This window comes from Marinobacter sp., from assembly GCF_052091845.1.
Lineage (GTDB): Bacteria > Pseudomonadota > Gammaproteobacteria > Pseudomonadales > Oleiphilaceae > Marinobacter.
On the sequence record NZ_JBQDCO010000055.1, the window covers coordinates 1 to 19747 of the forward strand.

19 protein-coding genes are annotated in these 19747 nt (G+C 52.9%); 6 read left to right on the top strand and 13 right to left on the bottom strand.

The features are described 5' to 3' along the window. Positions 1-32: 32 nt before the first annotated feature. The 11 genes from lpxD to rpsB all read right to left on the bottom strand — a co-directional run bounded on the left by lpxD (position 33) and on the right by rpsB (position 11521). The gene (lpxD, locus tag ACTHYN_RS14360; protein ID WP_441813103.1) at positions 33-1058 is read right to left on the bottom strand and encodes a UDP-3-O-(3-hydroxymyristoyl)glucosamine N-acyltransferase; all 1026 of its coding nucleotides are present in this window, start codon (positions 1056-1058) and stop codon (positions 33-35) included. 48 nt (positions 1059-1106) lie between these two features. After that, positions 1107-1601, bottom strand: a complete 495-nt coding sequence (locus ACTHYN_RS14365) for an OmpH family outer membrane protein (RefSeq protein ID WP_441813104.1) — start codon at positions 1599-1601, stop codon at positions 1107-1109. Between the two features lie 47 nt (positions 1602-1648). Beyond that, entirely contained in the window at positions 1649-3967 is a 2319-nt protein-coding gene (gene bamA / locus ACTHYN_RS14370) for an outer membrane protein assembly factor BamA (protein WP_441813105.1), read from the bottom strand. Between the two features lie 44 nt (positions 3968-4011). Further along, positions 4012-5361, bottom strand: a complete 1350-nt coding sequence (gene rseP / locus ACTHYN_RS14375) for an RIP metalloprotease RseP (RefSeq protein WP_441813106.1) — start codon at positions 5359-5361, stop codon at positions 4012-4014. A gap of 46 nt (positions 5362-5407) precedes the next feature. Further along, positions 5408-6592 carry a 1-deoxy-D-xylulose-5-phosphate reductoisomerase gene (gene ispC / locus ACTHYN_RS14380; RefSeq protein WP_441813107.1) on the bottom strand — a complete coding sequence of 395 codons (1185 nt, stop codon included), beginning with the start codon at positions 6590-6592 and terminating at the stop codon, positions 5408-5410. Positions 6593-6594: 2 nt separating this feature from the next. Then, positions 6595-7434 carry a phosphatidate cytidylyltransferase gene (locus ACTHYN_RS14385; RefSeq protein ID WP_441813108.1) on the bottom strand — a complete coding sequence of 280 codons (840 nt, stop codon included), beginning with the start codon at positions 7432-7434 and terminating at the stop codon, positions 6595-6597. A 21-nt stretch (positions 7435-7455) separates the two neighbouring features. Next, complete coding sequence (uppS, locus tag ACTHYN_RS14390) at positions 7456-8232, bottom strand: polyprenyl diphosphate synthase (RefSeq protein WP_441813109.1); 777 nt, start codon at positions 8230-8232, stop codon at positions 7456-7458. Between the two features lie 70 nt (positions 8233-8302). Next, a complete protein-coding gene (frr, locus tag ACTHYN_RS14395; RefSeq protein ID WP_441813110.1) occupies positions 8303-8860 on the bottom strand; it encodes a ribosome recycling factor in 558 nt (185 codons plus the stop codon). A gap of 42 nt (positions 8861-8902) precedes the next feature. Then, positions 8903-9631 (bottom strand): UMP kinase, encoded by a 729-nt coding sequence (pyrH, locus tag ACTHYN_RS14400; protein ID WP_441813111.1) that lies wholly within the window; start codon positions 9629-9631, stop codon positions 8903-8905. 183 nt (positions 9632-9814) lie between these two features. Beyond that, entirely contained in the window at positions 9815-10684 is an 870-nt protein-coding gene (tsf, locus tag ACTHYN_RS14405) for a translation elongation factor Ts (RefSeq protein ID WP_441813112.1), read from the bottom strand. 93 nt (positions 10685-10777) lie between these two features. Next, on the bottom strand, positions 10778-11521 hold the full coding sequence (rpsB, locus tag ACTHYN_RS14410; protein WP_441813113.1) for a 30S ribosomal protein S2: 744 nt from the start codon (positions 11519-11521) through the stop codon (positions 10778-10780). 263 nt (positions 11522-11784) lie between these two features. On the opposite strand from rpsB, the gene map reads away from it, so the two are divergent. The 5 genes from map (at position 11785) to dapE (ending at position 18129) form a co-directional block, all read left to right on the top strand. After that, positions 11785-12555, top strand: a complete 771-nt coding sequence (gene map / locus ACTHYN_RS14415; protein WP_441813114.1) for a type I methionyl aminopeptidase — start codon at positions 11785-11787, stop codon at positions 12553-12555. Next, the gene (locus ACTHYN_RS14420; RefSeq protein WP_441813115.1) at positions 12556-15201 is read left to right on the top strand and encodes a [protein-PII] uridylyltransferase; all 2646 of its coding nucleotides are present in this window, start codon (positions 12556-12558) and stop codon (positions 15199-15201) included. It begins immediately after the preceding gene. A 136-nt stretch (positions 15202-15337) separates the two neighbouring features. Next, positions 15338-15700, top strand: coding sequence for an ArsC family reductase (locus ACTHYN_RS14425; RefSeq protein ID WP_441813121.1), 363 nt, complete (start codon positions 15338-15340; stop codon positions 15698-15700). Further along, positions 15697-16725 carry a 2,3,4,5-tetrahydropyridine-2,6-dicarboxylate N-succinyltransferase gene (gene dapD / locus ACTHYN_RS14430; RefSeq protein ID WP_441813116.1) on the top strand — a complete coding sequence of 343 codons (1029 nt, stop codon included), beginning with the start codon at positions 15697-15699 and terminating at the stop codon, positions 16723-16725. The genes ACTHYN_RS14425 and dapD overlap by 4 nt, the downstream gene beginning before the upstream one ends. Before the next feature lie 273 nt (positions 16726-16998). Beyond that, on the top strand, positions 16999-18129 hold the full coding sequence (gene dapE / locus ACTHYN_RS14435) for a succinyl-diaminopimelate desuccinylase (protein WP_441813117.1): 1131 nt from the start codon (positions 16999-17001) through the stop codon (positions 18127-18129). A gap of 68 nt (positions 18130-18197) precedes the next feature. Here dapE and ACTHYN_RS14440 read toward each other — a convergent pair whose 3' ends face one another. Continuing rightward, complete coding sequence (locus tag ACTHYN_RS14440; protein WP_441813118.1) at positions 18198-18416, bottom strand: SlyX family protein; 219 nt, start codon at positions 18414-18416, stop codon at positions 18198-18200. Between the two features lie 209 nt (positions 18417-18625). Between ACTHYN_RS14440 and ACTHYN_RS14445 the strand changes: the two genes are divergently transcribed. After that, positions 18626-19186, top strand: a complete 561-nt coding sequence (locus ACTHYN_RS14445; RefSeq protein WP_441813119.1) for a cold-shock protein — start codon at positions 18626-18628, stop codon at positions 19184-19186. Between the two features lie 69 nt (positions 19187-19255). On the opposite strand, the gene ACTHYN_RS14450 is transcribed toward ACTHYN_RS14445, so the two are convergent. Continuing rightward, positions 19256-19630: a hypothetical protein gene (locus tag ACTHYN_RS14450; protein WP_441813120.1), complete on the bottom strand. Its 375-nt coding sequence runs from the start codon at positions 19628-19630 to the stop codon at positions 19256-19258. Between the last annotated feature and the right edge of the window lie 117 nt (positions 19631-19747).

The window sequence follows — 19747 nt, forward strand, 5'->3', positions numbered from 1 at the left end:
TATTTCATCGATATACATCATGTTGATCGGCCTCAGCCCTTTGATTTCTTTTCCAATTCTTTAACGCGCCGTGCCAGTGTATCCAGCTGGCGGAAACGCACCGCGTTCTTGCGCCATCGCCGGTTTGTATCTGCGCTGGTGCCGGAAGAATAAACGCCCGGCTCCCGGATATCCCCGGTTACCAGTGTCATACCGGTAAGGTGCACCTGGTTTGCGATTTCCAGATGGCCGGCCACACCGGAGGCACCGCCAAATACACAGTGGCTGCCGATCTTCGTACTGCCCGAAATGCCCACCATAGCGGCCATGGCGCTATGGTCTCCAATGCGGACGTTGTGGGCAATTTGAATAAGGTTATCAAGCTTAACGCCGTTACCAATGACCGTGTCATCCAACGCACCACGATCAATCGTTGTGTTCGCCCCTACTTCAACATCGTCACCAAGAATAACGCGGCCAAGCTGCGCAATTCTGTGCCATTGACCTTTCTCATTGGCAAAACCAAACCCGTCGGAACCGATCACGGCACCACTAAGGATGTGGCAGCGTTGCCCCACCACTACATCGTGAGCCAGGGAAACTCTGGGGCGGATAACGGAGCCAGCACCTATCGTGGTACGAGCACCAACAACGCTCCCTGCCCCAATCGCTACCTGCTCGCCAATCACAACGCCTGCCTCGATAACCGCATTGGGGCCTATGCTGGCGCTGGCCGGCACTGAGGCATCAGGGTCAACCACAGCCGACGGGTGAATACCTGGTGGCGCCACAGGGGCAGGATCAAACCAGTGACTCAAGCGAGCATAGCCCAGGTAGGGATTGTCGAGTAACAGGACATTGGTCGGATTATCCCCTGCAACTGCGGGGGACAATATAACCGCTGCAGCACGGGTGTCCGTTAAGTATTTTGCGTAGGCGGGATTTGCCAGAAAACTTAGCTGATCCGGGCCAGCTGCCTGGAGAGTCGCTAGCCCGGAAACCCGTGTTTCCGGGTCGCCACGAAGTTCTGCTCCCAAAACTTCAGCGATTTCCCCAAGCCGGTAAGACTGTACTGTCATCACGCGCTCCACAACACGCTAGTAAGCCCTGGGGCTCTCTGGCAGGAATTAACGGTTCAGTTTTTCTAATAGCTGAGCGGTCAGGTTCATTTCCGGTTTCACATAGACGACAGCTTCGCTAGGCAAAATCAGATCAAGGTCATTTTCTTCCAGTAGCTCTTTTACAGCTGCGTCCACTTCCGGGCGGGCTTCTTCCAAAAACGCCTGTTTGCGCTTGTTAACGGTGGAATCCAGACGCTGCTTGAGAAAATTGAACTCCTTAACCTTCTCCTGAAACTCTCCCGCAAGCTGGTTACGCTCACTTTCGTTCATCATTGCACCGTCTTTTTCCAGACGCTCCTTCAGCTTGCGCGCCTCCTCCTGGGTTTCGCGCACTTTCTCTTCATCGCCGGCGAAATCCTTCTGCATAACTTCGCTGAACGATTTGGCATTATCAGAGGAAAACAAGGCCTGACGTAAGTCTACAACACCAACACGGGTTTCAGCGGCGGCCGGCACAGCTAACGCCATGACTGCAACAATCAACAGTATATTTCTGAACATAATGGGTCTCCTCAATGTGATTCTTTATTATTTCTCGTTTTGTTAAATCAGAATGTCTGGCCAAGCGAGAATTGGAAGATCTGAGTATCGTCGCCAGATTTGTCGTTCAGTGGCTTTGCCAGGCTGAAGGCCAATGGGCCTACTGCCGTGATCCACTGAAAGCCGATACCGGCCGACAAACGCACTTCATCCAGAGCTGGGTCAAACCCACGATCCGGGTCAAACACCTGACCGCCATCCACAAAGAACGCCGTGCGCATAGACCGACTGTCGCCTGCAAACGGGGTTGGGAAAATCAGCTCCAGAGACGCTTCGGTCAAGAAATTACCACCGAATGGATCGGGATCCGAAAAATCGTTATCCGCGTTCGTAGCAAGCGGCCCCAGCGAGTTTGCCTGATAGCCTCGAACCGAGCCATAGCCGCCTGCATAATAATGCTCGTAGAACGGCATTATCGTGCGGTCACCGTAGCCGTCACCGTAACCAATTTCGGTTCTGGTGCGCACCACCCAGCGTTTGGACTCTGTAATCGGGAAGTAAAAATCGGTTTTATGGCTCGCCTTATAGAACGTAAGGTCACTGCCTGGTACCGCAACATCAAGCGACAGGGAGTGGCTATAGCCATCGGTTGGCAAAACACCCCGGTTCAATGTGCTACGGCGCCAGCTACCAAACAGGAAGTAATTATTGAAAGCATCGCCTTCTTCCTCAATAAAATCAGTCACTTCTTTGGAAGTAAACACACCACCTTTAATCTTGGAAAGCGTGTAGCCCAGCCCGAAGTTCAACCGGGTGATGTTGTCCGTAGGATAGCCAAACGTGAGTCGCCCACCGTATTCATCTAACAGGTAAGAGGTGATGTCTTCACGTTCAAAGTCTGTTTCCCGAGCAAACACGCTAAACCCGCGGCTTACGCCGTCTACCGTGTAGTAGGGATCCATATAGGAAATATTGGCACTTTTTACGGAATCACTTACGTTTACGCCAAACGATACACGCTTGCCCGTGCCGAAAAAGTTATTCTCAGACACATTGGCACCCAGAATAACGCCAGAATCCTGGGAAAAGCCTACAGACGCCGAGAGGCTGCCCGTTGGTTGCTCTTCAACGGAATAGTTCACATCAACAAGATCGTCTGTGCCTGGCACAGGTACCGTGTCTACATTGACGGTCTGGAAAAAACCAAGCCGTTCGAGGCGCGTTTTAGAAAACTCGATACGATCCGAAGAGGCAATGCCGCCTTCCATCTGTGTCATTTCCTGACGCAGTACATCGTCCCGGGTAGATACGTTGCCGTCAAAGTTCACCCGGCGCACATAGGCTCGCTTACCCGGCTCAACAAAAAAGGTAACCGCAGCGGTATTGCCTTCTCCAGGCTCGGGTACAGCATTCACGTTCGCAAACGCGTAGCCTTCTTTGCCCAGGCGAAACGACAGTGTTTCTGAGATAGCCGTCATGCGGGCACGAGAGAATACATCGCCTGCATCCACTGGTATCAACTCACGCAGCTCTTCCTCATCGACAATAAGGTCGCCCCGCAGCCGAATCTCCGAAATTGTATATTGCGGCCCTTCATTCAGGGCTATGGCAATGAACACTTGCCGTTTGTCTGGCGAAATGGAAACCTGGCTGGATTCCACGTTGAAATCCAGGTAACCACGATCCAGGTAGAATGATCGTAGTGTTTCCAGATCACCACTCAGGCGCTCCCGGGCGTACTTGTCGGAGTTCGTGAGAGAGTTCCACCAGCTGCTGGTTCGCAACTCGAACAAATCACGCAATTGCTCGTCACTGAAATCCTTGTTGCCCACCAGATTGATATGCTGAATGGCGGCGACCGTGCCTTCGTTAATATCCAGGCGAATCGCCACACGGTTGCGGGGCAAGACCTCGGCGGTCGCTTTAACCCGAGCGTTATACCGACCCTGGCCAATGTAGGAGCGCAAAATCTCCAGCTCCAGTCGCTCCAGGGTTGCCCGACGGAACACCTGGCCTTCCTGCAACCCGGCGCCCGCAAGCGCGTCCATTAGCATGTCGGTCTCAATGTTCTTGTTGCCGTCGATTTCGATCGAGGTGATCGAAGGCCGTTCCCGCACGGTCAGGATAAGAATGCCGGCATTGCGGCTGGCTTCTATATCGGTAAACAGCCCGGTGCGAAACAATGATTTAATCGAATCGGCCAGTTCGGTTTCATCCATCTGTTCGCCGATATTAACGGGAAAAGCAGAAAACACCGTACCCGCAGACACTCGCTGCAAGCCTTCTACCTCAATATCTGCAACCGTAAATTCATCTGCAAATGCTGGCTTCATGCCGGTTGCGGCAACAGCGAGGCCAACGGCTAAACCTAGAAGAGAACGTCTCATTCAATTATTTCGCCTGGTTAATGCGCGTAAGGAGCTGGCAATTCTCACAACCGCATCAGGTCGTTGTAAAGAGCAAACACCATTAATGTGAGAATCATTGCCATACCAATTCGTAATCCAAGGGCCTGAACCCCTTCTGAAAGCGGTTTTTTGCGGATCGCCTCGATGGTGTAAAATACAATATGGCCACCATCCAGAACCGGCACCGGCAGCAGATTCAGAATACCCAGGCTGACACTGAGGTAAGCCAAAAACCGAACAAAATCTTCAAACCCCGACGTGACGCTGGCTTCGGCAACCCGGGCAATGGTAATCGGGCCACTGAGGTTACTGGGTGAAAGCAGTCCTGTAACCATCTTTTTGATAGCCACAAGCGTTAGGCGGGTGTCGCCCCAGGTTTCATTCAGAGCGACAGGAATTGCTGCCAAGGGGCCGTAGCGCACCTCGCGCAGCACACTGTCTGGCCAGGAAATAGCTTCAACTCCGGCACCCACAAACCCGATTACCTCGCCATTATCCTGTTTTTTTTCCGCTGGCGTAACCTGCAAGGACTGCTCCGCCCCGGCACGCTCGACTGTAAGTGCCAGCGTTTGCTCAGGTGCATTGCGAATAAACTCTACTAACTCGAACCAGTTCCCTACGGGCTCATCATTCACCGCAACAATGCGGTCGCCCACCTGCAAGCCAGCACTTTGAGCGCGACCACCTTCCGCTACCTGGCCAAGTACAGCTGGCACATCAGGACGCCAGGGTGTAATACCAAACTCGCCTATTGGATCAGGGGTTTTATCGCTCAGGCTCCAGCCCCCAAGCTCACCGGTCAGGGTTCCCTGTGCCCCATCATCAGACACGTCGAGGGTTATCATGCCCTGCTCCCCTGCACGCTCCAGAATGCGCATATTGACGTCCCGCCATGAGCTTACCCTGTGCCCATCAATGGCGCGAAGCTCCATTCCCTCGCGTAAACCGGCATTGCTGGCAACACTTTGCTCAGCCACATCGCCGACAATCGGCGCAACATGGGTAACGCCCACAACACCAAGTACCCAATAAGCAAAGATGGCGAAAATGAAGTTTGCAACCGGTCCGGCTGCGGCAATGGCAATGCGCCGGGAAGGCGCTTTAGAGGTAAAAGCCTGGTCTTTGAGTTCGTCGGGAACCGGCCCTTCCCGCTCATCCAGCATTTTTACATAGCCACCCAGTGGAATAGCCGCGATGGCAAACTCGGTGCCGTGACGGTCGTACCAGGAAAACAGCGGCTTACCAAAACCTACAGAAAAGCGCCGCACTTTCACGCCACAGCGGCGAGCCACCCAAAAATGGCCATACTCATGCAGGGTTACAAGTATTCCCAGAGTAAGCGCAAGAGCAAGTATGGTTTGAATAATCTGCATAGCATTCCTGGTTTAAGCGCCAGCCGGCGAACATCGTTGCTGAATATCAGACCGGTAACAGATCGATCTGTTCCTTGGCCTTCTGCCGAGCCTCTGAATTCTTCGCAAAGATCACGTCAAAACTGTCTGCAGGCACAACAGGCGTTGCCGACAGGGTTCTTTCAATCACAATGGGGATATCGGTAAACGCCAGGTTTCCCTTGAGAAACTCATCTACCGCAACCTCATTTGCTGCATTCAACACGGCTGGTGCCGTGCCCCCCACCTCGAAGGCTTCTGCCGCCAACCGTAAGCAGGGGAAGCGCAACAAGTCCGGCCGCTCAAAATGGAATTGCCCTATCGCAAACAAATCCAGTGACGCCACCCCGGCATCAATACGCTCTGGCCAAGCCAACCCGTTGGCTATCGGCGTACGCATATCCGGACTGCCCAACTGAGCCAGCACAGACCCATCGGCGTATTCTACCATGGAGTGAATAATGCTTTCCGGGTGCACATGAACTTCAATGCGATCGGGCGTGGTATTAAACAACCAGCAGGCCTCAATTAGTTCGAGGCCTTTATTCATAAGGGTTGCAGAGTCTACCGAAATCTTTTGCCCCATGGACCAATTCGGATGGGCGCAGGCCTGGGCCGGTGTAACAGAGCGCAAGTTTTCCGCACTGTGCTCGCGGAAGGGGCCCCCGGATGCGGTCAGAAGAATTCTGGTAACGCCTGCGCCATCCAGGTCGCGGATTTTTTCTGCCGGTAAGCATTGAAAAATGGCATTGTGTTCGGAGTCTATGGGTAATAGTTCTGCGCCAGAAGCCAGTACAGCGTCCATAAACAGCTGCCCGGTCATGACCAGCGCTTCCTTGTTGGCAAGCAGTACCCGTTTGCCCGCGCGCACTGCAGCAAGCGTGGGCGCCAGTCCGGCTGCTCCCACAATAGCGGCTACAACGGTACAGGCTTGCGGGGCCAACGCTACCTCGCACAGCCCTGACTCACCGCTTAAAACAGAAATATTGGGGAAATCTGCGAGCAGCTCCGCCAGTCTTTGTGCGGCTATGGTATCGGCCATTACCGCAACGGTCGGCTGAAATTCCCGACACAGCGCGGCAAGCTCTTCAGCACGAGTACCTGCGGTTAGCGCGTAAACTGAAAACCGATCGGGGTGCCGGCGGATAACATCCAGCGTGGAAAGGCCAACCGAGCCTGTTGCCCCAAGCACTGTAACCGAGCGTTTGGTCATACTCACACTTGCCCAACTGTCAGCCAGCCAAGCTGGGTAATAATAAGCGCAAACACCGGAGCTGCCGCCGTAAGACTATCGATACGGTCCATAATTCCGCCATGCCCGGGTAGCAGCTGGCTGCTGTCTTTAATACCCCTGAAACGCTTCAGCATGCTCTCCAGCAGGTCTCCAAGTACCGAGACCAAACCGGTTACCAGGCTTGCCACCACCAGCAAAGCCGCCTCAGAGACGCTGGCTGAAACCAACACACTCGCCGCCAGGGCAAGCACCCCCACAGCAAACAAGCCACCCCACACGCCGGCCCACGACTTACCCGGGCTGACTCTGGGGGCCAGCTTGGCTTTGCCAAAGGCACGACCAGCAAAGTAAGCACCAATATCAGCCACCCAAACAATGCAAAATACATACAGAATAACCAACAAGTTGTTGCTGGCATCACCAAAGTGAAAACCGCCCGCACGAATATAGTTCAAGCCGACCCACGCTGGCACCAACACCAACAGGCCCATAAGCGCCCGCACAAACACGCTTCCCCAGCGTTCTGATCCCGCTGGATAACTGCGAACCAGCAGAAAGCAAACACACCACCAAAGCAACGCAAGCCAAAGCACCGCAACGGCAGACACATCAACAAGGCCATACAAAACCACAGCAACCGCTGCTGCGTAACCAATCCGCGCCGGCTGATGTTCAAGGCCAGACATGTTGGCCCACTCCCAGGCACCCAGGGTGATGATGGCTGCAGTAAATAAGGCGAACCCTGTCGGCGGCAGAAAAAATATGCCTCCAATTGCAGCGGGGGCAAGAATAAGAGCAGTGATAATTCGGGTTTTTAGCACAATAGGGGTCGCTGTAATTCGTTATTCTTCTGACAATGACGATTTTGCCGCTATTTGGTCGTCTGTCTGACCAAAGCGACGCTGACGTCCGGCGTAGGCCTGTAATGCTTTACGCATTTCGTCTTCTTTAAAGTCAGGCCAGTATACGGGCGAAAAATACAGCTCGGCGTAAGCCAGGTGCCAAAGCATGAAGTTACTGATCCGCTGCTCTCCCGCTGTGCGAATCATAAGATCCGGCACCGGGAAACTGCCAAGGCTCAGGTGCTGCTGGATAAGATTATCAGTGATGTCTGAAGGTTCAAGCTCGCCGCTCTTCGCCATTTCAGCAACTTTTCGCGTTGCCTGGGTAATGTCCCAGTGGCCGCCATAGTTTGCAGCAATGACGAGCGTCATCCCGGTGTTATTGCGGGTAAGCTCTTCGGCTTTGGCCATGTGGTCTTGCAGGGGTTTATTGAATGCAGAGCGGTCGCCAATGATTCGCAGGCGAATATCATTGCGGTGCAGCTTTCTGACCTCTCGCTCCAAAGCAAAAAGAAACAGCTTCATCAGCGCCGTTACTTCGTCTTTTGGGCGCCGCCAATTTTCGCTTGAGAAAGCGAACAGGGTAAGTACTTCGACACCCTCCCGGGCACAGGTTTCTACGGCAGCCTTTACCGCATCCACTCCGGCCTTGTGCCCTGCCACCCCATTCAACCGGCGCTCTTTGGCCCACCGGTTATTACCATCCATAATAATGGCAACGTGCCGGGGCCGGCTATCAGCCGACACCGGAATCTCTGCGGATACTTTTTCCGTCATGAAATCCCCTAAACGGCCAGCAGACTAACTCCTGCGGGCCGCGGTTGTGCTTGCAAGTGCACCGAGGCGATCAGACCGCCATCAGATCCTCTTCTTTGGCTTTCAGAACCTTCTCGACTTCGGCGATGTAGCGGTCTGTCAGTTTCTGGATTTCATCCTCACCCCTGCGCTCATCATCTTCGCTGATGTCTTTTTCTTTCAACAACTCTTTCATCATGCTGTTGGCATCGCGACGCGCGTTCCTTATGGAAACCCGGGCATTTTCTGCGTCTGCCTTCGATTGCTTTACCATATCCTTACGGGTTTCCTGGGTCAGCATCGGCATTGGCAGGCGGATGAGATCACCACTAGTGGTCGGGTTAAGACCCAGATCGGCGGTCATAATAGCCTTTTCAATAACAGGCACCATGGCCTTTTCCCATGGCGACACGGCCAGCGTGCGGTTGTCCTCAACGTTTATACTGGCCACTTGCTTAAGCGGCGTATCCTGACCGTAGTAGTTCACCATTACGCTGTCCAGAATAGACGGGTGGGCGCGACCAGTCCGGATCTTGTTGAATGCCGAACCCAGAGCATCCAGGCTCTTTGTCATTTTCTTTTCGGCTTCAGCCTTAATATCGTTAATCACGTGATCATCCTCAATTCGTTCGTCGAGCTATTATGAAACCGGTTACTCGATCAGTGTACCTTCTTTCTCACCGGTCACGATGCGAGTCAGCGCGCCGGCTCGTTCCATATCGAAAACACGCAATGGCATGCCTTGATCCCGAGCCAAACAGATAGCGGTTAGATCCATTACGCCCAGCTTTTTATCCAGCACCTCATCGTAGGTCAGGTTATCGTATCTCTCCGCACTTGGGTCAAGGTGGGGGTCAGCCGAATACACACCGTCTACTTTGGTTGCTTTGAGTACCGCATCTGCTTCAATTTCAATACCACGCAAACAAGCCGCAGAATCTGTTGTGAAAAAGGGGTTGCCTGTGCCTGCACAGAATATAACCACATCGCCATCTTTCAGACCGCGAACCGCGCGACGACGATCGTAATGCTCAACAATGCCACTCATGGGAATAGCGGACATGACGCGGGTACGGATGTTTGAGCGCTCCAGGGCATCGCGCATAGCCAGCCCGTTCATAACGGTCGCCAGCATACCCATGTGGTCACCGGTAACCCTATCCATGCCAGCCTCGCTAAGCGCAGCACCACGAAACAGGTTGCCGCCCCCGATCACAAGCCCCACCTGAACACCGATGCCGATTAGCGCACCTATTTCAAGAGCCATACGATCAAGAACTTTGGGATCAATACCGAATTCATGCTCGCCCATAAGGGCCTCGCCACTGAGCTTGAGCAGAACGCGTTTGTATCTTGGCTGGTTTTTCGCTGGTATCGACATGCTGATCCCCTTTTTCGTCTATTGACTGCTATCTGGCGTGATACGCATTGCAGGCCTGTATCTGACATACCCCTTAAAAAAGGGCATCTCAGATACAAGCCCGCCACGAGAACCGGAAAAAACCGACCAACGTGGCAGACTTAAATGGCGCTATAACTGGCTGTTACAGCGCCTGCAAGGAAATCAGGACTTGCTTGCACCAGCTGCGGCAGCAACTTCAGCAGCAAAATCCACTTCCTCTTTCTCAATGCCTTCGCCTACTTCCAGGCGAACAAAACCAACCAGATCGCCACCGGCAGATTTGATCAGTTCGCCTACAGTTTGCTCTGGATCCTTTACGAAAGGCTGTTCAACAAGGCTGTTCTCCTTGAGGAACTTCTTGATGCGTCCGCCCATCATTTTCTCAACGATTTCGGCAGGCTTGCCTTCCATGTCTGGCTGAGCTTTGATGACGTCTTTCTCTTTCTCAAGCTCTTCAGCAGGCATGTCCTCTGGCTTGGCAACGCGCGGGTTAACCGCCGCAGCGTGCATCGCGATATCGCGAGCCAGCTCAGAGTCACCCGCGGTCAACGCAACCAATGAAGCAATTTTGTTTGTGCTGTGAACGTAGCCACCCACAACTGGGCCTTTCACTTCAAGCACACGGCGAACAGTGATGTTCTCGCCAATTTTCTGAACCAGCGCTTCGCGCTTGGATTCCAGATCGCCTTCCATTAGTTTGGCAACGTCTGTCTCGCCCTTCTCGAAGGCAACATTCAAGACTTCGTTGGCAAAACCCAGGAAGTTATCGTCGCGGGCAACGAAATCTGTTTCAGAGTTCACTTCAAGAATGTAGCCTGCGGTATTGTCGTCGGAGATCTTGATCAGCGACACGCCTTCAGCGGCGGTACGACCGGCTTTCTTGGCAGCTTTCAGGCCAGAAGACTTGCGCAGCTCTTCAATTGCAGCATCTACACTGCCGTCAGCTTCAACCAGCGCTTTTTTGCATTCCATCATGCCCAGGCCAGTACGATCGCGCAGCTCTTTGACCATTGCAGCGGTAATTGCAGCCATGTTCAATCCTCTTAACTTTTTCGAATTCGGTGGGAAGGCATACCCGGAAAAACGCCAGAGTATGCCTTATATCTCAAAAGTAACGCTTACGCATCACTCTGCAGCCGGAGTGGTTCCTGCAGACTCTTCGGCAACTTCAACAAACTCGTCAGCACCACCTTGCGTTGCTTCCAGGCAGGTATCTGCAACGGCCTTCACGTATATCTGAATCGCGCGAATGGCATCGTCATTACCTGGAATAACATAATCAACGCCATCAGGGTTGCTGTTGGTGTCTACTACACCAATAACAGGAATACCCAGCTTGTTGGCTTCTTTGATAGCGATACGCTCGTGATCAACGTCGATAACGAACATGGCGTCGGGCAAACCACCCATATCCTTGATGCCACCAATGGAACGATCAAGCCGGTCCATTTCGCGGGTGCGCTCAAGTGCTTCTTTCTTGGTCAGCTTGTCAAACGTGCCGTCTTTGCTCTGGGCTTCCAGATCGCGGTAGCGGCGAATCGACTGGCGAATCGTTTTATAGTTAGTCAGCATGCCACCGAGCCAGCGATGGTTAACAAATGGCTGACTGGAACGCACTGCTTCATCCTTGATGACCTTGGCCGCGGCGCGCTTGGTGCCTACGAACAGAATCTTGTTCTTGCTTTCTGTCAGCTTCTGAACAAAGTCGAGCGCTTCATTCATGGCAGGAACAGTCTGCTCAAGGTTGATAATGTGAATCTTGTTACGGGCGCCAAAGATGAACTTTGACATTTTCGGGTTCCAGTAACGAGTCTGGTGACCGAAGTGAGCACCTGCCTTTAGCAGGTCACGCATATTTACCTGAGCCATGATAATTACCTTAGTTTAGCTTCGGGTTAGTCCTCCACGCGTCCAATTACCCCAACCAGTCCCTCTTTATAGCAATAAAGCGGGAGTAGGCACCCTGGGGCAACGTGCTGACACGTGTGCGAATTTGCCGGATTTGTTTCCAGCGGGCGCGTTTATACCACAAAATACCGGCCTGGCGCCATTACTTTCGCTTTTCAGTTGCCTTGTACCCTGAGCGCCGGGCCCTTAAAATGATAGTTTGATACTTATCCACGGGAAGCCCAATGCAAGTCTCAATCAAGACTCCTGAAGAAATTGAAAAGATGCGTGTCGCTGGCCGCCTTGCGGCGGAAGTTCTCGAAATGATCGGGGACCACATCAAACCAGGCGTATCAACCGAAGAGATCAACCAGATCTGCCACGACTACATTGTGAACGAGCAAAAAGCGATTCCGGCTCCGCTCAACTACAAAGGCTTTCCGAAGTCTGTGTGCATCTCGATCAACCACGTTGTCTGCCATGGAATAGCCTCAGAGAAAAAATTCCTGAAAGATGGCGACATCGTAAATATCGATGTCACGGTTATAAAGAATGAGTATCACGGCGATACCAGCAAAATGTGGATCGTGGGTAAACCAAAGCCCGGCACAGAGCGTCTAATCAAAATCACACAGGAGTGCCTTTATAAGGGCATTGAACTGGTAAAGCCCGGTGCACAGCTGGGAGATATCGGCCACGTTATTCAGCAGCACGCTGAAAAACATCGTTTTTCGGTTGTCAGGGACTATTGCGGCCATGGCATCGGCAAGGTGTTTCATGAAGAGCCCCAGGTTATGCACTACGGCAAACCAGGAACCGGCCTGGAACTGAAAGAAGGCATGATCTTCACCATTGAGCCCATGATCAACCAGGGCAAATACCAGACAAAGCTTCTGCCAGATCAATGGACTGTCGTAACCAAAGACCACAAACTTTCAGCGCAATGGGAACATACCATTCTGGTAACCGCAGACGGCCATGAAGTGCTCACAAAAAGGTCGGAGGAGTCTTTCTAAGTGGAACGACAGAACCTGGAGGCCAAAATCAGTGAGGATACCTCTCCTGTCAAGGCAGCCAGAGAGTTTCTGAAACAGCGATATAACGCCGACGCAGAAAGCTTTCGTCAAGGCGCAGACGTAAGAGCTCTGGTTCACTCCAGAGCCAACACCATTGATACCGTGCTAAAACTTATCTGGAACCGCTACTCTTTTTCCAGCTCGCCCGATGTTGCACTAATCGCCGTGGGTGGCTACGGCCGCGGCGAACTGCACCCCCACTCAGACATCGACCTTCTGATCCTGACTCGCAACGGCACTGAGCCAAGTTGGCAGGAAGACTTCGGGGCGTTTGTTACACTGCTCTGGGATCTGAAACTGGACATTGGACACAGCGTACGCAGCATTTCAGAAAGCAAAGCCGCAGCGAGGGTTGATGTAGCCACGCTGACCAACCTGCTGGAAACCCGAACCATTGCCGGCCCGGATGAACTGCGCAAAGAACTCAGCGAGCAAGCCTACTCTGACAACCTCATCACCGACCGCAATTACTTTATCGCCAAGCGCAAAGAGCAGCAGCGGCGCCATAAAAAATACAGTGACACCGAGTACAACCTGGAACCCAACGTCAAGAGCTCCCCTGGCGCCCTGCGGGATATCCAGACCATTGGCTGGATTACCAAGCGGCACTTCGGCCTGCAGAGCCTTGCGGACCTGACCCGGTTCAGCATCCTCACAGATGAGGAACACCAGATTCTATTCCAGGGCGAAACTGTCCTGTGGCAGTTGCGTTATGGGCTTCAGCTAATCGCAGATCGTAACGAAAACAGACTTCTGTTCGACCATCAGCGCGCCCTGGCGCAAATGCTGGGCTATAAAGATGAAGGTAAACGGCTCGACGTAGAGCTGATGATGCAGTCCTATTACCGTGCCGTGCTGGCACTGGCAGAGCTCACCGATGTTATTTTGCAGTACTACGACGAAGCGATCCTCGGCACAGGCACCGATGATGATATTCAACCCCTTAACAACCGGTTCCAGATCCGTAGCAACTATATAGAAGCCGTAAACAATCAGGTATTTGCCTATTCGCCCTACGCGATTATGGAAATTTTTGTGTTGATGGCCCAGAACCCTGAAATAAAGGGCATACGAGCCACCACCATTCGGTCTTTACGAGCACACAGGCATCTGATTGATGACGCATTTCGGGCTGATTTAGCTGTAACATCGCTGTTTATGGAGCTGCTACGAACACCCCATGCAGTGGATGTCACGCTCTCTGCCATGAAAAAGTACAACGTGCTGGGCCGTTATCTGCCAGAGTTTGGCCAAATTATTGGCCAGATGCAGCACGACTTGTTTCATATATATACGGTTGATGCCCACACCATGCGGGTTATCCGGAATATGGTACAACTCAGCAGCCCGGATGCGATCGATGACTTTCCACTGGCAGCCAAGCTGATTCACGGGCTACCAAAGCGCGAGGTACTCTATATTGCCGGCCTCTACCACGACGTTGCCAAAGGCCGGGGTGGCGACCACTCGGAGCTGGGTGCCCAGGATGCTCAATCTTTCTGCCACCGCCACCACCTTGGCGAGAGAGACACTCAGCTTGCGTCCTGGCTGGTAGAAAATCACCTGCTGATGTCCATGACCGCCCAGCGCAAAGATATTTCCGATCCGGACATCATTCAATCGTTCGCTCGCGCCGTGCCAAGCCAGACACATCTGGACTACCTTTACATTCTGACTGTGTGTGACATCAGCGCCACCAACCCCAAGCTGTGGAATACCTGGCGAGCCTCGCTATTGCGCCAGCTATATATAGAAGCCAAGCGCGCTCTTCGTCGTGGGACAGAGATTCCGGTAGACCGGCAGGCATGGGTTTTGGCAACTCAATCCGAGGCCCGCGAAATTCTCTACGCCCAGAATATTACCGACGAACAAATTGACGCCATTTGGAACACGGTTGATGAGGACTACTTTCTACAGGACTCTACTATTGATATTGCCTGGCAGACAGCTGCCATTATCAACCATGGCAAAACCCCTGGCCCCCTGGTGCTGATTCGGGACACCCTTGGCGGACCAAGCGACGGTTATTCCCAAATCACCATGTACATGAACGACCGGGCCACCCTGTTTGCAGCCACCACAGCGGTACTGGAGCAACTCAACCTGAACATTGTTGACGCCCGCATCAGCTCAAACGAAGGCCCCAACATCATCAGCTCCTATGTGGTGCTGGATGAAAAAGGCCAACCTCTGGGGGCAGACCCAGCTCGCAAAGAACGAGTGCGCAAGCGTCTGATCGAGGAACTGGACGATCCAGAAGACTACCCCGACATCATTCACCACCGGACACCACGGCAACTCAGGCATTTTGCGTTCCCAACCGATGTGCTATTTTCCAACGATACCATCAACGAGCGCACGGTAATTGAAGTGATCACCCCGGATCGCCCTGGCCTTCTGGCAAGAATTGGGCAGGTTTTTCTGGAGCACCGTATACGTCTGAGCAATGCTAAAATTGCCACCCTGGGCGAACGGGTGGAAGACGTATTTTTTGTGACCAACGAACAAGGCGAACCGATCAGCGACCCCTCCGTATGCCGCGCCCTGCAGCAAGACCTATGCAAAATGCTGGATGAGATTCAATGAATCCGAACCTGAACTGGCTGGCCAATTAGCCAGCAGCCCGAGGGAAAACCAAGCACGCATGGCACCAGTTGCAGCGCTGGAAGAATGGGTAGAAGCTGCGAAACGCACAGTTAAATTTGTGAAGGCAAACAGCGTTATGAAGCTATACGGAATACGGAACTGCGACACCGTAAAAAAAGCTCGCAAATGGCTTGATGAACAAGGCATTTCCTACGAGTTCCACGACTTCAAAAAGAACGGACTTGAGCCGGCTCGGCTGAACCAGTGGGAAGAAGCGGTGGGCTGGGAAACTCTGCTTAACCGCCGTGGCACGACTTGGCGCAAGCTCAGCGAGGATGCTCGGGATAATATTAACGCCCAATCGGCCCATAACATCATGCTGGAAAACACCTCCATTATTAAACGGCCCGTGGTCGAACACGAAGGCTCTGTTTTCGTCGGCTTTAACGCCACAGACTGGGCAACACGAATCCACCAAACAGGAACAACCGCCACATGAGTTTTGCATTCGGTATCGGTATTGGCAGCCAGAATAATCTAGGTGAATGGCTAGAGGTATTTTACCCTCATCCAATTATAACACCGGATACCGAACTGATTGATGTGGTAGAAACGGCGCTCGATTATAAAGGCGGCAACCAGGCCATTCCTACCACTGCCGAGCAACTGACACAGCTTGCCAACGCCCTGCGGCAAACCGGTGCGACCGAGCAGGCGTCTCTCGCAGAAAAAGCTGCTAACAGCAAGCGCCCGGTTGTCGTAACCGTGCTGGCAACAGACGACACTGCCTCCAGCACGCCAGAGGTCTATCTGAAACTGCACCTGATTTCCCACCGACAAGTCAAACCGCACGGCCTGCGGCTCGATGGCATCTTCGGCCTACTACCCAATCTGGCCTGGACGAACGAAGGTGCCATCGACTTGAACGAACTGCCAGAGCGCCAACTTAAGGCGCGACTGGAAGGCCGCACCCTGGAGATTAAATCGGTCGATAAGTTCCCGCAAATGACAGATTACGTGGTACCCAAAGGCGTGCGTATTGCAGACACAGCGCGCGTGCGCCTCGGCGCCTATGTGGGCGAAGGCACAACCGTCATGCACGAAGGTTTTATCAACTTCAATGCCGGCACCGAAGGCACCAGCATGATTGAAGGCCGCATTTCTGCAGGCGTGATGGTAGGCAAAGGCTCTGATCTTGGCGGCGGTTGCTCAACCATGGGCACCCTGTCTGGTGGCGGCAACATGGTTATTGCCGTGGGCGAAAACTGCCTGATTGGCGCCAATGCAGGTATTGGTATCCCCTTGGGGGATAGGTGCAAGATCGAAGCAGGCCTGTACATTACCGCAGGCACCAAAGTGGCCCTACTGGATGACAGCAATACGCTGGTTGAGATTATCAAAGCCCGGGATTTGGCGAACAAGCAAGATCTACTGTTTCGTCGCAACAGCCAGACCGGTGCAGTTGAGTGCAAAACCAACCAGTCTGCTGTTGAGTTGAACGAGGCGCTGCACGCGAATAATTAATTCGTGCAAACTCCCCCCTCTCCCTGGCCCTCTCCCACAAGGGGAGAGGGAACAGTGATTTAGTCCCTCTCCCCTTGTGAGAGAATGGATAGTGCTTTAGCTCCTCCCCCCTTGTGGGAGAATGGATAGTGCTTTAGCTCCTCCCCCCTTGTGGGAGAATGGATAGTGCTTTAGCTCCTCTCCCCTTGTGGAAGAATGGATAGTGCTTTAGCCCCTCGCCCCTTGTGGGAGAGGGGTTGGGGAGAGGGGATCTTTATAACGACAGAGATTAATATGTCACCTTCACCTACGCTTGAATTAGCCATTGATTTGATTAGCCGGCCATCCATCACTCCAGACGACGGCGGCTGCCAGAAACTGATAATGTCCCGGCTGGCCCCCCTGGGGTTTACCAGCGAACACATGCGTTTTGGCGACACAGACAACCTCTGGGCTCGCAAAGGTGCAAACGGGCCGGTGTTGGCTTTTGCAGGCCATACCGATGTGGTTCCTACAGGGCCCGAAAAAAACTGGGCGCACCCACCGTTTGAGCCGATTATCAAAGACGGGGTTCTATATGGCCGTGGCGCGGCCGACATGAAGGGCAGTCTTGCGGCATTCATCACCGCCTGCGAACGCTTTGTGGTAGCCCACCCAAACCACCGCGGCTCTATCGCTCTGTTAATCACCAGCGACGAAGAAGGTCCGGCTCAAAACGGCACTGTAAAGGTGGTCGAAGCCCTTGAAGCCCGCTCTGAAAAAATCGATTGGTGCTTGATTGGCGAGCCGTCCAGTACCCGGGAAGTTGGCGATGTGATCAAGAATGGCCGGCGCGGATCACTACACGGCTATCTGACAGTGCAAGGGGTTCAGGGCCACGTGGCCTATCCGCACCTGGCAGAAAACGCCGTTCATGCGGTTGCACCCGCCTTGCATACATTAGCCAACGAATTTTGGGATAACGGCAATGACTACTTTCCGCCAACAACCTTTCAAATAACGAAAGTGGAAGCCGGCACTGGCAGTAACATTATCCCTGGTGAATGCCTGGTGCACTTTAACTTCCGTTACTGCACAGAAAATACGGCTGAAAGCCTTGAAGAGAGAGTGGTCGCCATTCTCGACCGGCATAATCTTAAATACGATGTACAATGGCATCTCAGTGGCCGCCCCTTCCTTACCGACAAAGGCGCACTGGTGTCTGCCAGCCGGAGTGCCATTCACAATGTGACCGGGCGTACAACCGAACTCTCCACGTCAGGCGGCACCTCGGACGGGCGCTTCATCGCACCTACGGGTGCTCAGGTTGTGGAGCTTGGCCCGATCAACGCTACCATTCACAAGGTAAATGAGTGCGTGAAAGCGGAAGACCTCAACACGCTTTCGAAAATCTACGAGCACATTCTAGTAGGGTTACTAGCCTGACACGTCTCTTTGAACACTGAACAACATGAACAGCCGAAGCCATTGCTTCGGCTTTTTGTTTCGGCGTGTCAGTAATGCGGTGGCGGAGTTTCTTCCTCTTGGGATTTCATATTGGAAGGCGCGACCTCTTTTAACTGGTTGTGCAGCAACCGCTTTGCATTCCAGAGTTCGCGGATATCCATCTCCTGCTTTGCCACCTGTTCGCTCAATGTATTAATAATATCGTCCTGGAAAGCAAGCCGTGTTTCCAGCTCGTCTAGCCTGGTTTGCAAATCGTTGTGGCTCATCGGATGTTGAAACTCCCTCGCATGAATCGTTGGCGTGGATAGGCGAAGCTTGGTCAGCCGTCGAGATAATCTGTTATCATGCCGTTTTTGCCCGCCAGAGCTTCCGTTTTTCGGAAAATCAGGCGGTATTCACTGGCCGGATACGTAACTTTACCCGATATCCGGTTTTTTATCGTCAGCGTTATTAAGAAATGGAGAATTATCAGTCAATGCGTAATCCAGCCAAAGCGATCCTTGTTGCTATTCTGATCGCTATTCCCGCCCCGTTTATCCTTGGCTTTCTGCTGGTATCTTTTACCCCGGAACTGTTCCAGATCCTGTCTCAATCCCAGAGCAGCGAATTGGCCCAAAGCACGCCATTCGTTCTCGGCAGTGCCCAGGGTATCGCCGCATACATTATCGCCGTCATCATTTTCGGCATTGCCGGCTTTCTGGCCGTCGTCGTTGCTGCAAAGCAACAGCCTGCGCGTAATAATTCACCATCAAGGAACCAGGGTTCCAGTCAGAGCTCTAATCAGAACTACTCCGATGATGCAGATTATGATGACAACGGCCCTGAAGGCGACGAAGAAGGCTCTGTAAAGTGGTTTAACGTTAAAAAAGGGTTCGGCTTTATTGTTCGTGACAGTGGAGACGAAGTTTTTGTGCATTTCCGTGCGATTCGCGGCAGTGGCCGCAGGGTTCTGCGCCAGGGCCAACTGGTTCGCTTCAGCGTGGTTGAAGCCGAAAAAGGCCTTCAGGCAGACAATGTTTCTATTCTAAGCGACTGAAACGTTTTCTGATGTAAAAAAAGGCAGCCTGAGATTTGTTACAGGCTGCCTTTTTTAATGCCAAATTATTCAATTCCAAACCACCAGTTGCTCTCCCCGGCTATCCAGCCGCCACCATTTTTCATCCTCTACCGGCTCTCCTTCTTTCCATTCCCCGGAACTGCAGCGAATTTCGGTATCCATGGTTTGCTTTGCACTGCGGGCGCAATCCAGATCACTGCTCCAGGGTAACCGTTCGCCTTCGATAACCAGTGAGGTAAACCGCTTACCAAAAGCCCGTGGATACAATGTTATTCTCAAACGATCTTCACCATAATAACCGGAGCCTTTGACAACGGACGATACATCACTATCATCAAGCGCCAACTGCTCAAGGCGGCTTTCCAGCCAACGGCAAACCGCGCCTGCTTCCAGGTCACGAATGTAGATTTCCAGATCCTGCACTCGCAGATTCTCCATGCTGATGGTCACAATGCAGCACATAGTGAACCGGCCCAGGCTGCGCTGCAACCCAGCGTTCCAGCTCCTGACGCAGATCTTCTACCGTAAGCTGGTACAGCA